This is a genomic window from Streptomyces sp. NPDC003697 (assembly GCF_053587115.1).
Window position 1 is genome coordinate 75,972 of the sequence record NZ_JBSFNN010000001.1, and the last position, 15,115, is coordinate 91,086.

The window sequence follows — 15,115 nt, forward strand, 5'->3', positions numbered from 1 at the left end:
GATGCGCGCCGTGCCCGCAGGGCGGGAACGTCGTACGCGGGAGTGCGGCAACTCTCGACGCGGCGCCCGCGACGGGGCACAGTTCTCTTGTGTACTCGCGAGTACGACCTTGGCCTCGCGGCCTACTGACCTGCCCGTCCCCTTCCGAGGAGCGCCCGTGACCAGCTGGGTCGGCCGGAGTGCCGCCGAGATCGCCGCCGCCGTACGCGAGAAGCGGGCCACGCCGCGCGAGGTGGTGGCCGAGCACCTCGACCGGATCGCACGGCTCGACGGCCGGATCGGCGCGTTCCGGTCCGTCCGCGCGGAGGCGGCCCTCGCCGAGGCCGACGAGGTCGGGGCCCGGCCCGACCTGGACGGACTGCCCCTCGCGGGGGTGCCGGTGGCCGTCAAGGACAACCTCGCGGTCCGGGGCGAGTCACTGCGGGTCGGGTCGGCCGCCACCCCGGACACGCCCGTCACGGACGACCACGTCACCGTGGCCCGGCTGCGGGCGGCGGGAGCGGTGGTCGTCGGGCTGACCAACGTGCCCGAGCTGTGCGTCTTCGGCACCACCGAGGGCGTGCACGGCACCGCCCGCAACCCGTGGGACACCTCGCGCACGGCGGGCGGCTCGTCCGGCGGCAGCGCCGCGGCCGTCGCCGCCGCGATGGTGCCGCTCGCCCTCGGCAACGACGGCATGGGATCGCTGCGCATCCCGGCCGCCAACTGCGGCCTGGTCACCATCAAGCCGGGCCATGGCGTGGTGCCGGCGGGCATCGGCGAGGGCGACTGGTTCGGCATGTCCGAGAACGGCCCGCTCGCCACGACGGTCGCGGACGCCCGGCTGATGCTGTCGGTCCTCGCGGGCACCGACGTGGTGCGCCAGGAGGATCCTCCCGTACGGTCGATCGCCGTGTCCCTGCGCAGTCCCCTCGTCGGGGTCACGGTCAGCAGGCCCTACGCCGACGCCGCCCGGGAGGCGGCCCGGTTGCTGGCCGAGGCGGGCCACCGGGTGCGCCGCGCCGACCCGCCCTACCCGCCGGACCTCGGCGTCACGGCCGTGCGGCACTGGACGGCGGGCACGGCGGTGGACGCGGCCGCGCTCGACCCGCGGCGGCTGACCCGGCGCACGCGGGTCCACGCCGCGGTCGGCCGCCGGTTCCTGAGCGGGGTCCGCACCGGCACGGCGCGGGAGCGGCTGCGGCGGCGCCTCGAGCCGTTCTTCACGGAGCACGACGTGCTGGTGACTCCGGCGCTGGCCCGCCGCTCCCCGCAGGCCGGGCCCTGGCACGAGCGGGGCTGGCTGCGCAACCTCCTGGCGAACACGGCCTACTCACCCATGACGCCGCCCTGGAACCTGACCGGCTGGCCCGCGATGGCCGTCCCGTTCGGCACCCTGCCCTCGGGTGCGCCCTGCGCCGTCCAGCTCGTGGGCCGGCCCGGCTCGGAGGCGGCCCTGCTGGACCTGGCGGAGCAGATCGAGCACCTGCACCCCTGGCAGCGGACGGCGCCACTGGGCGGCTGAACGGACCGCTCGTCCCCGGGACCCGGGAGGGGAAGATCCTTCGTGACTGCCGTTTGACAGGCGACGACGTTCACACAGCCGTGCTCCCACCGCCCGGCTGCACCACCTCGCGGCGAGGCGCTCGTCCCCCACGAGCCCTGCCGACCCGGACGTCGAGATGCACCCGATTCTTGACGATCTTGCCTTCCGGGACGCACTGGAAGTAAAGGCGCGGACCCACACCTGAGGGATCACTGCGGAGCCCATTTGAGATCCAGGATGATGAAATGGTCACGCTTGAGACTCCCCGTTTGATCCTGCGTCGCTGGCGCGAGGAAGACATTGCGCCCATGGCCGCCATCAATGCGGACCCCGAGGTCATGCGGTGGATCCGCGACGGCAGGGTCCTTGACGAACGGCAGACTCGCGGCAGGGTCCAGGTATGGGAGAGCGAGTGGGAGTCACAGGGCTTCGGCCTGTTCGCCGTGGAGATCCGGTCCACTGGCGAGCTGGCCGGGTTCACCGGCCTTTCGGTGCCCAACTTCTTGCCGGAGGTACTGCCGGCGGTTGAGGTCGGCTGGCGGCTGGGACGTTCCCACTGGGGGCAGGGCTTGGCCACCGAGGCCGCTGCGGCCGCTGTACGGTTCGGGTTCGAAGAGCGCGGGCTGGAGCGGATCGTCAGCATCGCTCAAGTGGGCAATGGCGCCTCCGAACGGATCATGACCAAGCTGGGGATGCATCTTTTCCGTGAGGCCGTGAATCCCACGGGTGGCCGGCAAGTACGGGTGTTCGAGAAGTTGTCGGACCAGTACGTCACAACCACTCGTTGACGGCGGCAACGAGGACGGTAGCCTCGTAGCGGACCGCAGGTTTGTCGGTGCCGAGCACGTGGAAGCCGAGCGAGGTCCACAGGCCGACGGCCGGACTCGTCTCGACGACGGTGTTGAAGACCATGCCCCGGTAGCCGACGGCCCTGGCCGCGCTCAGGGCGTGCTCGGCGTCCGAGGTGCCGGGTCCCGGGTGCAGGTCTCGCCGGCCGCGACGATGCGGTGCCAGAAGGGCCGGATCCGCGGCCAGTCGTCGGCCACGGCCTCTCTGATCAGCATGGGCGCGAGTCTCGCACGCCCATGCGGTCGGCGATCGCGGCGTCCCGCCCGTCAGTCCACGCTGGGCAGGATGTGGGGTTCGGCCAGGTCGTCCTCGTATCCGGCCAGGCGGATGGGGGCGGACCTGGCCCACACGTCCAGGCTGCCGAGTTCTCCGGGCCGGCGGCCCGCGCGCTCCGCACGGTCCTTGGGGCGTTGTTCGCGATTCGTCTTCTCCGGTGTCACCGCGCACTCCTTATGTGTCGGTCACCCTCGGGGCGGGGGGCCAGTTCACTGTCCGGCGCCTGACGCCCGCTCGGGTCTTGGTCAAGGCGGGTCGGACGCGGTGGCGCCAGCGACTCGAGTCCGGGCAGGCCGCTGTGCACCGGCTTGCCCCGGGACGGACCACGGGTGTGGATGCAACCCCTTTGATGCTGCCCGTCTACTCCAGATTAACCAAATGAGCACCCCCGCGCTCGATGGGGCTGCAAACAATGGGTAACTATCCCAAGTCAACCGTGTTTATTGCACCCCTTTCGGGCGGTTTCACCCGATGGCGACTCGGCCGGATTCACTCGTTCGGGCTACGTGAGCGCGGCTGTCGCGCGGAGCACCGCGAAGGTCGCGCCGTTCGCCTGACGCTGGCCGCGCCGCAAGCCCACCGTGTTGTTCTGCTGCCCCCACCACAACGGCCGCCCCGCGAGAGGACTGGACTGACGCATGGAACTGCGCGGCGTCGAGGAGCTGATGGACCTGCTGTACACCTGCCGGGGCGCCGCCCTGCCGCCGGACGGCCGGGACCGGGGGGCCGACCTGCACGACCACGCGCTGCGCACCGCGGCACTGCTGCGTCGGCGCCGCCCCGCCGACAAGGAACTGCAGGTCGCGGGGCTCGTGCACGGCATCGACCGGCTGCTCTGGCCGGGCGCGGGGGCCGAGCGTGGCGCGGACCGGGCGGCCGCCGCGGTGCGCGCCCTGCTCGGCGACCGCGTGGCCCGGCTCGTGCGCGCATGCCCGGCGGACGGGAGCGGCGGCCCGGCCGACGACGACGTGCAGAGCCTGCGCCAGGCGAGCGAGGAGGCCCGGACGGCCGGGCTCGACGCGGGGGTCCTGGAGGACTGGCGGACGGTCCTCGATCTGGTGGCGGCCGGCAGCGCCCGGCTGGGCGCAATGGACTGACCCTCCACCGCGAGGGTCACCACTTGCCCGGCGCGTAGTCCTTCAGGAAGACGCCGTACAGGTCCTCGCCCGCCTCGCCGCGCACGATCGGGTCGTAGACGCGGGCCGCGCCGTCGACCAGGTCGAGCGGGGCGTGGAAGCCGGCGTCGGCGAGGCGGATCTTGTCCGGGTGCGGGCGCTCGTCCGTGATCCACCCGGTGTCCACGGCCGTCATCAGGATGCGGTCCGTGTCGAACATCTCCTGCGCGCTGGTGCGCGTGAGCATGTTCAACGCGGCCTTGGCCATGTTGGTGTGCGGGTGCCCCGCGCCCTTGTAGCCGCGGTCGAAGACGCCCTCCATGGCGGAGACGTTGACGATGTAGGTCCGGCGGGCCGACGAGGCCGCCATGGCCGGGCGCAGACGGCTGATGAGGATGAACGGCGCCGTCGAGTTGCACAGCTGGACCTCCAGCAGCTCGACGGGCGTGACCTCCTCCACCGTCTGGATCCAGCTGTTGGTGTCGTGCAGGTCCGGCACCAGGCCGCCCGCGTCGATCGCCGTGCCGGCCGCGATGCGCTCCAGGGACGCCGAGCCGGAGACCAGCGCGAGGTCGGTGACGTCCTGCGCGGTCAGCGCGCCGCCGCCCGCGACCGGCAGCTCCGCCACGGCGCCGGAGCCGAAGGTGCCGATCACCTCGGCGGCCGGCAGCTCACCGGCGGGCAGCGGGGCCGACTCGGCGGCGACCAGTTCGCTGTAGGCCTGCGGGGAACGCCGTACGGTCTGGGCGGCGTTGTTGATCAGGATGTCCAGCGGGCCCTCGGCCGCCACCGAGTCGGCGAGCGCGACCACCTGGCCCGGGTCCCGCAGGTCGATGCCGACGATCTTCAGCCGGTGGATCCACTCGCCGCTGTCCGGCTGGGCCTTGAAGCGGCGGATCGCGTCGTTGGGGAAACGGGTGGTCACCGTGGTGTGCGCGCCGTCGCGCAGCAGCCGCAGCGCGATGTACATGCCGATCTTGGCGCGGCCGCCGGTGAGCAGGGCGCGCTTGCCCGTGAGGTCGGCGCGGGCGTCGCGGCGGGCGCGGTTCTCGGCGGCGCAGGCCGGGCAGAGCTGGTGGTAGAAGTAGTCGACCTCGACGTAGCGCTGCTTGCAGGTGTAGCAGGAGCGGGGGCGCTGGAGGATGCCCGCGATCTGGCCCTCGCGCGTCGCCGACGAGGGCAGGACGCCTTCCGTCTCGTCGTCGATGCGCTGGGCGGAGCCGGTGGCGGTGGCCTCCGTGACCGCCCGGTCGTGCGCGGTCTTGGCGGCCCGGCGCTCCTGGCGGCGGCGCTGCTTGACCGTGCGGTAGATGTGCGAGGTGGCCCGGCGCACCCTGACGGCGTCGGGGTGGTCGACGTCGAGCCGGTCGAGCTCCTCCAGCACGCCGAGACACACGGCGAGGCGTTCGGGGTCGATGCCCGGCGCGTGCGCCGCCTCGTCGCCCGGCGTGGGCGTCGCCACGTCCGCCGTGGTCGCCGGGCCGTCCTCTGTCACCGTCATCGCGCTGCCGTTCCTGATCACCCGCGCAGCGCTCCGACTCGCGCCCGCTTTCGAACCGGGGATTGTACGGAGCGCCGGGCCGCACCGCCAAACCCGATCGCGGTCAGCCCGGGGACGGGCCGGCCGCGCGGTGACCGCCGGGAGGCCCGGCGCGGCCGCCCCGGGCACGGGCCGCGACGCCGCTGAGCGCCCGGGAACGGGGTACTCAGGGCCCGCAGACGGTGATCAGGGTCTCCACCTCCTCGGCCACGGCGCCGGCCAGCCGGTGGAGGTCCGGCACGGCCTTGGCGTCGGCGACCAGGCCGTAGTGGACGGCCCCGCGGTACGTGGAGACGGCGACGGCCAGGGACTGGCCGGGGGCGAGCGGTGCGAACGGATAGACCGCCGTGAGCGGGTGTCCGCCGAGCCGCAGACCGAGGCCGGGCAGCGGCACGCTGGTGACCAGGATGTCGAACCAGAGCCGGGCCGCCTGGCCGACCAGCGGTCCGCCGAGCCGGTGGCCGAGCGCGGGCACGTGGTCGGCGAGCAGCGCGACGGCGCCCGCGCCCCGGTCGGGGCCGGCGTCCTTGTTGCGGTCCATGGCCGTGCGGACGGCGTCGAGGCGGCGCAGCGGGTCGGGGTCGCCGACCGGCAACTCCATCAGGTAGCCGGACAGGCGGTTGCCCTGCGGCTGGGCGCTGCGCGGGCGGCGCCGGGAGACCGGGATGAGGGCGCGGGGCGCGACGCCCTCGCTGCCGTCGCCCCGCTCGTCCAGCCAGCGGCGCAGGGCTCCCGCGACGACCGCGATCAGCACGTCGTTGACGGTGCCGCCCACGGCCTTGCGGACCAGGTGCACGTCGTCGATGTCGACGACCACTCCGGCGGTGCGGCGGGTGCCGGTCGGTTCGGCGGTCAGGGCGGGCGTGGAGCGCGTGGCGAAGGTGGAACGGGCGACGGAGGCGCCGATGTCCAGGGCGCGGGCCACGTCGGACAGCGCGCCGCGCAGCAGTCCGGGCAGCAGCCCGGGCAGCCTGCGCACGTCGGACAGCAGGCCGCGCGGGGGCTCTGCGGGGCGGGGGCGCGGTGCGGGCCAGTCCATCGGGTCGAGGATCGCCGCGGCGAGGGTGAGCGCGCGCAGGCCGTCGGCGAGGGCGTGGTGGAACTTGAAGAGCACGGCGAAGGAGACCCCGTCCTCCCCGGGCAGCACGTGCGCCTCCCACGGCGGCCGGTTGCGTTGCAGCGGCCGCTGCATGAGCCGGCCGGCCAGGGCCTGGAAGTCGGCGGTCGGGGCGTGCAGCCGGACGTGGTCCAGCGGGTCGAATCCGGGGTCGGGCTCGCGCGCCGCGCCGCCGAAGGACAGCGGCTGCCTGAGTCCGCGCGTCAGCGGCTGCCGCAGGTCGAGCGGTCGCCAGACGTCCCGGATGCGCATGCGCAGGCCGGGGACGGCGGCCGCGCGGGCGGCGAGCAGATCGGCCGCGTGGGCACCGGCGGTCGGCGAGTGGGCCGAGAACACCCCGAGTGCGCCGAGGTGCATCGGGTGGTCGGCGGACTCGATGTTCCAGAACGCCAGGTCGAGGGGAGCCAGCAGGTCGGAAGTCAATGTGCTTGCCTCGCGTCGACGGTGGGTGAGCCTGCGGTCAACCGCTCTTGACCGATTACGGTCAAGCGCGGAAACGCTACGCTCGGTTAACGGCAGATTACGTCCCCTCCGCGGGAGAAGACAGGACGGATGGGGCAGATGGTGCCACTTTCCCCGGCGGAGGGGGCGCCTCCGCCGGGTGGCGCGTCACGTCGGGCACGCGTTCGGCATCACCGCGGCGCCGCCGGTGCGGACGGGTGTCACCGCAGCGCCGGGGGCGCGGCCTGCGCGGACGTGCCCCACACCGAGGGCCGCGGGCCGACGGTGTAGGCGAGCCTGCGCAGGGAGCGCAGCGCGCCGGTGGTCAGATACGTCCGGTCGAGTGTCACCCCGTCGGTGCGGGCCGTCTGGATGTAACGGCCGCCGTCCGAGGTGCCCGGGGCGGTGATCGTCAGGCCGCCGCGCGGGTAGGAGCGGCGGTCCAGGACCAGGTCGACGCGCTCGAAGACGGGCGTGGACAGGCCCCAGGTGGCGTAGCCGGGCTGCACCGGGAAGAGCCCGATGGCCGCCAGCACGTGCCAGGCGGACATGGTGCCGAGATCGTCGTTGCCGGTCAGGCCGGCCGGCTCGTCGGTGAAGAGGGTCAGCGCGGCGTGCACCACGTCGGTCGTCTTCCAGGGCTGCCCGGTCCACAGGTAGGTGTAGGGGGCGAGCAGGTCGGGCTCGTTCTGCGGGTTGTACGTGGCGCTGCCGTAGTACGCGTAGGGCTCGTGCACCCACACCTCGCGCGCGGTGCGGGCCGGGTCCCGCAGCAGCCGGTCGTGGGCGAAGAACGCGTCCAGCCGGTCGTTGGTGCTCCGGGCGCCGCCGAGCAGGTCCACCAGACCGGGCACGTCCTGCGGCACGAGCCACTGGTACTGCCAGGCCGTCCCCTCGTGGAAGCCCACGCTCCGGGCGGGGTCCGCAGGGCCGGTGAAGGCGCCCGAGGCGTCGCGGGCCCGGAAGAATCCGGTCGAGGGGTCGAAGAGGTTGCGGTAGGAGCGGGACCGGGCCGCGTAGCGCTCGGCGTCCGCGCGGTGACCGAGGCCGCGCGCCATCCGGGCGAGCATCGCGTCCGACAGGGCGTACTCGAGGGTCGCCGAGGCCCCGAACGCGTAGTCCGAGTGGCCGGGCTTGACCGGCTTGTGGCCGGCCGTGTACGGCACGTACCCCTTGGCCAGGTAGTCCGGGCCGGCGTCGCGGCCCACGGCCGGGGACACGGCCGGCGGCACGCCGTCGGCGTTCCTCCTCAGGACCCGGTACGCCCGTTCCTCGTACCCCTTCAGCAGTCCCTGCTGGTAGGCGTTGGTCAGGTACGGGGTGACGGGGTCGCCGGTCATGACGTTCGTCTCGACGGTGGCGTAGCCCCACTTGGGCAGCCAGCCGCTCTCCTCGGCCACGCGGACGACCGAGACGGCCATGTCACGGGCCTCGCGCGGCGCGAACAGGGACAGGAACTGCGCCTGGGTGCGGTAGGTGTCCCACAGGGACCAGTTCTGGTAGTACGTGAAGCCCCGCGCCCGGTGCACGCGCCGGTCCCAGCCGGTGTAGCGGCCGTCGGCGTCGCTGCCCAGGTTGGGTGCGAGGAACGACCGGTACACCGACGAGTAGAACGTGCGGCTCAGGGTGTGGTCGCCGCCGCGGACGCGCACGACGCCGAGCCGCCGCTCCCATGTCCCGCGGGCCGCGCGGCGCACAGAGTCGAACGAACGGCCGCCTTCCGCCGCCAGGTTCCCGGCGGCGCCCCGCGCGTCGACGTACGACAGGGCGGTGGTCGCCTCGACGGTACGGTCCTTCGTCGTGTCGAAGCGGACGTAGGCCCCGCCGTGCCCGGAGGTGGCACCGGCGGTGACGGTGCTGCCGTCCCAGGTGCCGTACGCGGTGAAGGGCCGGTCGAAGCGGGTGATGGTGTACACGGTGTACGGCAGGGTGTCGACGCAGAAGCCGCGGCCGGTGACGGCGGTGCGCACGGTGCGGTCGTCGAGGATCTCGACTTCTGTGGCGACCGTGCGGTGCGAGGCCTGCCCCGCGTTCAGCAGGACGTTGGCCCGGTCGGTCGCGGGGAAGGTGTAACGCTGCACCCCGGTGCGGGCGGTGGCGGTCAGTTCGGCGTCGATGCCGGAGTCCAGACCGACGCGGTAGTAGCCGGGGCTCGCCGTCTCGTTCCCGTGGCGGAACCGGGCCGCGTACTTCGCGTAGTCCGTCTGCGTGACCTCGCCCGTGGTCGGCAGCACCGGCAGGTCGCCGCCGATGCGGCAGCCGACGCCGGACAGGTGCACCAGGGAGAAGCCGCGGATCCGGTCGTGGGCGTGGTGGTACCCGGCGAAGTGGCCGGTGTCCGGGGAGAGCTGGACCATGCCGAAGGGCACGGCCGCGCCCGGAAAGGTGTTGCCGTCGTGCGCGGTCCCGATGAACGGGTCGACCAGGTCGGTGAGCCTGCCGTCACGGGGTGCGGCGGCCCGTGCGGTGGCGGGTGCGGCGGTCAGCGCGGACGCTGCCACCGCACCCGCCACGCACAGGCGCAGGCGCCGGGTCCATCTCATGCGGGGGACCTCCGGAAGGGGACGTCGGTCCCTGCATGATCAGGCCTGAGGGTCAGTCAGCCGGGCATCCCGCGGGTGCCGCCCGGGACGCGTCGCGGATCAGCGTCCGGTGAGCCGCCCTCAGCCGGGCCGCATCCGGCTTGAGCACCGTGCGGTCGTAGGTCAGCAGGCCGTTGAGTTCGCCCTCGACATCGCTGATCTGGGTGTAGACCGCGCCGTTGCCGCCGCGGCACACCAGCGCCCGCACCTCGTCCAGCTTCGCCAGGTAGTCGTCGGTGTACGTCGCCGGGTCGACGTCGACGTACGACTGCTGCACCGGCCAGGCGTGGCCGGGGACCGCGAGGCCGAGGCCGCCGTACTCGCCGCTGACCAGGGCGCGCCGCCCGTCCGGGTGGGGCGGCAGGGCCGGGCTGGGGTAGCCGTGCTCGTCCATGATGTCGCCGGCGCCGCCGTCGGCCCCGAGGTTCAGGCCGGACTGGTTGTTGACGAGGCGGGTGGGGTCCCAGGCCGCCGCCTGCTCGGCGACACGGCCCACGTCGTACTGGCCCCAGCCCTCGTTGAAGGTCACCCACATGACGACCGACGGGCTGCTGACGTGCTCGTCGATGACCTCCTTCATCTCCCGCTCGTACTCGGCGCGGGCGGCGGTGGACGGGTCGACCCCGGCGGTCGTCGCCGGCATGTCCTGCCACACCATCAGACCGAGCCGGTCGGCCCAGTAGAACCAGCGGTCCGGCTCGACCTTGATGTGCTTGCGCACGGCGTTGAAGCCGAGTTCCTTGTGCACCCTCAGGTCGTACGCCAGGGCCTCGTCCGTCGGCGCCGTGTAGAGGCCGTCGGGCCAGAAGCCCTGGTCGAGGGTGGCCATCATGAAGACGGGCTCGCCGTTCAGGAGGGTGCGCGGCACGCCGTTCACGTGCTCGACGGCGACGGAGCGCATGCCGAAGTAGCTGCCCACGTCGTCGGTTCCGACACGCACCTTCAGGCCGTACAGGAACGGGTCGTCGGGCGACCACAGGTGCGGGTCGTCGATCACCAGGGTGAGCGGGCCGCCGGTGCGTCCGCGCGCGGTGGCGACCGGTCGCCGGCCGTCGTACGCCGTCGCCGTGACGGGCACGCCGTCCCGGACGCCCCTGGCCTCCACGGTGAGCCGGCCGTGCGTCACGTCCGGCACGAGCTTGAGCGAGTCGACGTGGTCGGGCGCGACGGGCTCCATCCAGACCGTCTGCCAGATGCCGGAGGTGGGCGTGTACCAGATGCCGCTCGGATCCAGGCGCTGCTTGCCCAGCGGCGGGTTCTCGCCGCCGGCCGCGTCGGTCGGGTCGTACACGCCGACGACGAGTTCCTGGGTGCGGCCGGGCTTCAGCGCGTCGGTGACGTCGGCGCTGAACTTGTCGTACCCGCCCTTGTGCCGGGCCACCTGGATGCCGTTGACGTACACCTCGGTCTGCCAGTCGACCGCGCCGAAGTTGAGCCGCAGCCGCTTGCCCGCGCCGATGTGCCAGCCGGCGGGGACGGTGAAGGTGCGGCGGTACCACATGCGGTCCTCGTGGCGCTCGATGCCGGAGAGCTGCGACTCCACGGGGTAGGGCACCAGGATGCGCTCGGGCAGTGTCCGGCCCACGGGCGGCTGCTCGCCCGCCCGGGCGGCGGCGAACTCCCAGCGTCCGTCGAGGTTGCGCCAGGCGGTGCGGGTGAGTTGCGGGCGCGGGTACTCGGGGAGGGCGTTGTCCGGGCCGACCTGCTCGGCCCAGCGGGTGCGCAGTTCGTGGGTGGAGCGGTTGGCGCCGCTGCTGAGGAAGTCGCCGACGGCCTTGCCGTCGGCCGCGGCCAGGCCGCCCTTCCCGTCGTAGCGGACGTCCGCCGTGCCTCGGGCGGTGCCGGTCCGGTTGCCGACGACGGGCTCCTCCAGGGCGACGAGCAGGGCGCGCGGGTCGGCGGGGTCGAGGCGGGCCGCGCCCAGCGGCCAGGCCGCGCCGCCGATCACCGCCCGGAGGTGGCCGTCGAGGCCGGCGGGTGGCGGCGCGAGCCGCTGCGCGAAGCCGAGCCTCAGGGTGCGGCCGTCGCCGAGGACGGCGGTCGTGGTCGCGCCGTCGTAGCCGAAGCCCTCGGGCAGCCGGAAGGCCGACTGCGGGACGGGCTCCTTGGTCCCGCCGGGCGGGGTCCAGCGGACGTGCAGGTTGGAACCGCCGTAGTGCTCGAAGTACTCGACCTTGATGTCGTAGGACCGGCCGGCGGTCAGCTCGACGGGCGCGGACGTCTGCTCGCGGTCCCAGTCGTCGACCCAGTGGTCGATGACGGTGCGGCCGTCGATCAGCAGGCGGAAGCCGTTGTCGCCGGTGATCGAGAACGTGTGGGGGCCGGTCTCCTCCGGGACGAGCCGCCCGGTCCAGCGGACGCTCACGTCGTCCGACTGCCCGGTGGTGAACGAAAGACGCGGCTCCAGGTTGTCGAAGTCGAGGTCCGGGTCGACAGCGGTGGCCTTGCGGGTGTGGAAGTCGAAGGCGCCGGGGGCGGACTGGGTGTAGTACTCGCCCTTCAGGCCGTGGACCTCGGCCGGATCGTCGGCGGCCGCCGAGGCGGGCGGCGACGCGGTGAGTCCGGCGAGGCCGAGGGCCCCGGCGAGCAGCAGCACGAGTCGGTTTCTGAGGCGCTGAGTGCGCACACATCCTCCTGGACGGAAGGAACGGGCGGCTCTTGCTCGTGCCCTGGCGGCGGGGACCGGGTCCCGGCAACGTTGTCATGGGCAGCAGTGGGCATGACAGCACGGAATCCGCTTACCGTCCAGGGACATGACAAGACAGACGGTGATCGGGCAGGCCGGTGGCGCAACGGGCGGATGCGCGGTCGGCTTCCGGGCCGGTTCCCCGCGGCCGTCTCCGGGCCGCCCCCAGGCCGTTCGACCGCGGGGCGCGTGCATGGGCGGACGTCGCCTCCGGGCGGACGTCGCTTCCGCGTGGTGTGATCTGTCGCGACGTCACCGGCGCCTGATTCGGGCGCGACAGGCGTTCCCGTGCTCCGAACGGTGCCTGGAGTAACCGGTGTTGAGACCCGCGACACCGGCGCAGGCGTGTGCGGCGGCTCGAGCCCGGGCGCGGCCGGCGTCGGCGGTGGGTGGCCGGCGTGCGCGGCCGGCGGTCCCGGTACCGAAGGGAAGGGCGCGGGGGCGAGCCGGCCCACATGGGCGCGCACCTGGCCGCCCTGCGCGGCGGGGCCGCCGGCACTATGGCACCCGCTGCCCCTTCCCCAGCGCGATCACCCCGCCCTTGGAGACGGTGTACAGCTCCGCGTCGCGTTCCGGGTTGACCCCGATCGTCGCGCCGGGCGGCACCTCGACGTTCTTGTCCAGGACGGCCCCGCGGACGATCGCGCCCCGGCCGATGTGCACGTTGTCGTGCAGCACCGAGCCCTGCACGACCGCCCCGGGGTCGACCACGACGCCCGGCGAGAGCACGGACCGCGTCACCTGCCCCCGGATCAGGCAGCCGGCGCTGATGATCGACTCGCCGGCTATGCCACCGGCGTTGAAGCGGGCCGGCGAGAGCTGCGCGGAGTGGGTGTAGATGGGCCAGTCCCGGTTGTACAGGTTGAAGGCGGGACGCTCGGCGATCAGGTCCATGTGGGCTTCGTAGTAGGCGTCGAGCGTGCCCACGTCGCGCCAGTAGCCCTGGTCGCGGGTGGTCTCGCCGGGCACGTGGTTGTCGCTGAAGTCGTACAGCTGCGCCTCGCCGCGGTCGGTGAGCTGGGGCAGGATCGAGCCGCCCATGTCGTGCACCGAGTGCGCGTCCTCGGCGTCCCGGTGCAGCGCCTCGACGAGCGCCTTGGTGGTGAAGATGTAGTTGCCCATGGAGGCGAAGACGCACTCCGGGTCGTCGGCCAGCCCGGGCGGGTCGGCCGGCTTCTCCAGGAACCGCTCGACGGTCTGCCCGTCGGAGGCCGGGGTGATCACGCCGAAGGACGCCGACTCGGCGCGCGGCACCCGGATACCGGCGACCGTCACGCCCGCGCCGCCCTCGATGTGCTGCTGCAGCATCTGCCGCGGGTCCATGCGATAGACGTGGTCGGCACCGAAGACGGCCACGTAATCGGGCTGTTCGTCGTAGACCAGGTTGAGGGACTGCAGGATCGCGTCGGCACTGCCGAGGTACCAGCGGGGACCGAGCCGCTGCTGCGCCGGCACCGGCGTGACGTAGTTGCCCAGCAGGCTGGACATGCGCCAGGTGGTGGTGATGTGCCGGTCCAGGGAGTGCGACTTGTACTGGGTCAGCACGCAGACGCGCAGGATGTCGCCGTTGACGAGGTTGGACAGGACGAAGTCGACGAGCCGGTAGGTGCCGCCGAAGGTGACCGCGGGTTTGGCGCGGTCCGCGGTCAGGGGCATCAGGCGCTTGCCCTCCCCGCCCGCGAGGACGATCCCGAGGACCGAAGGTCCACCACGACGCATGGCCGCTCCCCTCACCCTGTTGAACCCACTAGTGCCCCTGGGCGGGGAGGACTAAGCCTGTCCGACGATCTTCTCGTAGAGCCGCGCCGTGCGCCGGGCGACCGCGTCCCAGCCGAACTCCTCGACCGCGCGCCGCCGCCCGGCCTCGCCCATGCGCCGGGCGGCCTCCGGGTCGCCGAGCACCCGGTCGAGCGCCTGGGCCAAACCTGCCTCGAACGCCTCGTCGCCGCCGTCCAGCGGCACGAGTAGCCCGGTACGGCCGTCCTCGACCACTTCCGGGATGCCGCCGACCCGGGAGGCGACCACGGGGGTGCCGCACGCCATCGCCTCCAGGTTGACGATGCCGAGCGGCTCGTACACCGAGGGACACACGAAGACGGCGGCGTGGGTGAGGAGCTGGATCACGTCCGTGCGGGGCAGCATCCTCGGGATCCAGTGGACGCCGTCGCGCGCCCGGCTGAGCTCGTCGTGCAGTTCGCGGAACTCCCGGTCGATCTCCGGCGTGTCGGGCGCGCCGGCGCACAGCACGACCTGCGCCGAGGGGTCGATGCCGCGTACCGCGCGCAGCAGGTGCGGGACGCCCTTCTGACGGGTGATGCGTCCGACGAAGAGCACGTACGGGCGGTCGGGGTCCACACCGGCGCGGATGAGGGCGTCGGTGTCGTGGTCGGGACGGTACAGGGAGGTGTCGATGCCGTTGTGGATGACGTGCACCCGGTCCGGGTCCAGGTCGGGGTAGCAGCCGAGGATGTCCTCGCGCATGGCGCCGGAGACGGCGATCACCGCGTCGGCGGCCTCGATCGCGGTGCGCTCGGCCCAGCTGGACAGGGCGTATCCGCCGCCGAGCTGCTCGGCCTTCCAGGGACGCAGCGGCTCCAGGGAGTGGGCGGTCATCACGTGCGGGACGCCGTACAGCAGCTTGCCGAGGTGGCCGGCGAGGTTGGCGTACCAGGTGTGGGAGTGGAGAAGTTCGCGGCCCTGGAGCGCGGCGGTGACGGACAGGTCCACGGAGAAGGTGCGCAGCGCGTCGTTGGCGGTGTCCAGCGCGGGCCAGGGCCGGTGGCGCACCACGCCGGCCGCCCGCTCCGCCGCCGTCGGCTCGCCCCAGCAGTGCACCTCCAGGTCGACGAGCGTCCTGAGCTCGCGCGCCAGGAACTCGACGTGGACGCCCGCGCCGCCGTACACGTCCGGCGGGTACTCACGGGTCAGCAGTCCCACTCGCAAAGCAGTGCCCCCTGTCCGACCGGCCCGGTCACTTCATGGTC

10 protein-coding genes and 2 pseudogenes are annotated in these 15,115 nt (G+C 73.2%); 3 read left to right on the top strand and 9 right to left on the bottom strand.

Going from position 1 to position 15,115, the window contains the following annotated elements:
• Positions 1-157: 157 nt before the first annotated feature.
• On the top strand, positions 158-1,504 hold the full coding sequence (locus ACWDNY_RS00315; protein WP_451643432.1) for an amidase: 1,347 nt from the start codon (positions 158-160) through the stop codon (positions 1,502-1,504).
• A gap of 108 nt (positions 1,505-1,612) precedes the next feature.
• Here the strand turns inward: ACWDNY_RS00315 and ACWDNY_RS00320 are convergent.
• Positions 1,613-1,736: pseudogene (locus ACWDNY_RS00320) on the bottom strand (VOC family protein); the annotation flags it as partial.
• Positions 1,737-1,770: 34 nt separating this feature from the next.
• On the opposite strand from ACWDNY_RS00320, the gene ACWDNY_RS00325 reads away from it, so the two are divergent.
• Complete coding sequence (locus ACWDNY_RS00325; protein ID WP_451643433.1) at positions 1,771-2,313, top strand: GNAT family N-acetyltransferase; 543 nt, start codon at positions 1,771-1,773, stop codon at positions 2,311-2,313.
• On the opposite strand, the pseudogene ACWDNY_RS00330 reads toward ACWDNY_RS00325, so the two are convergent.
• Both ACWDNY_RS00330 and ACWDNY_RS00335 read right to left on the bottom strand, forming a co-directional pair.
• A pseudogene (locus ACWDNY_RS00330) lies at positions 2,297-2,589 on the bottom strand (hypothetical protein). The gene ACWDNY_RS00325 and the pseudogene ACWDNY_RS00330 overlap by 17 nt on opposite strands.
• Positions 2,590-2,640: 51 nt before the next feature.
• Positions 2,641-2,814, bottom strand: coding sequence for a hypothetical protein (locus ACWDNY_RS00335; RefSeq protein WP_361503177.1), 174 nt, complete (start codon positions 2,812-2,814; stop codon positions 2,641-2,643).
• Positions 2,815-3,288: 474 nt separating this feature from the next.
• Here ACWDNY_RS00335 and ACWDNY_RS00340 point away from each other — a divergent pair, with 474 nt between their 5' ends.
• Complete coding sequence (locus ACWDNY_RS00340; RefSeq protein WP_451643434.1) at positions 3,289-3,747, top strand: hypothetical protein; 459 nt, start codon at positions 3,289-3,291, stop codon at positions 3,745-3,747.
• A 16-nt stretch (positions 3,748-3,763) separates the two neighbouring features.
• On the opposite strand, the gene ACWDNY_RS00345 is transcribed toward ACWDNY_RS00340, so the two are convergent.
• From ACWDNY_RS00345 to glgA, 6 genes are all read right to left on the bottom strand, one after another.
• Entirely contained in the window at positions 3,764-5,266 is a 1,503-nt protein-coding gene (locus tag ACWDNY_RS00345) for an SDR family NAD(P)-dependent oxidoreductase (RefSeq protein ID WP_451643435.1), read from the bottom strand.
• A gap of 205 nt (positions 5,267-5,471) precedes the next feature.
• Complete coding sequence (locus ACWDNY_RS00350; RefSeq protein ID WP_451643436.1) at positions 5,472-6,845, bottom strand: wax ester/triacylglycerol synthase family O-acyltransferase; 1,374 nt, start codon at positions 6,843-6,845, stop codon at positions 5,472-5,474.
• A gap of 239 nt (positions 6,846-7,084) precedes the next feature.
• Complete coding sequence (locus ACWDNY_RS00355; RefSeq protein WP_451643437.1) at positions 7,085-9,406, bottom strand: GH92 family glycosyl hydrolase; 2,322 nt, start codon at positions 9,404-9,406, stop codon at positions 7,085-7,087.
• Positions 9,407-9,458: 52 nt separating this feature from the next.
• Positions 9,459-12,071, bottom strand: coding sequence for a PA14 domain-containing protein (locus ACWDNY_RS00360; protein WP_451643438.1), 2,613 nt, complete (start codon positions 12,069-12,071; stop codon positions 9,459-9,461).
• A 558-nt stretch (positions 12,072-12,629) separates the two neighbouring features.
• Positions 12,630-13,850: a glucose-1-phosphate adenylyltransferase gene (glgC, locus tag ACWDNY_RS00365; protein ID WP_451643439.1), complete on the bottom strand. Its 1,221-nt coding sequence runs from the start codon at positions 13,848-13,850 to the stop codon at positions 12,630-12,632.
• Between the two features lie 51 nt (positions 13,851-13,901).
• A complete protein-coding gene (gene glgA / locus ACWDNY_RS00370) occupies positions 13,902-15,074 on the bottom strand; it encodes a glycogen synthase (protein ID WP_451643440.1) in 1,173 nt (390 codons plus the stop codon).
• Positions 15,075-15,115: the final 41 nt, after the last annotated feature.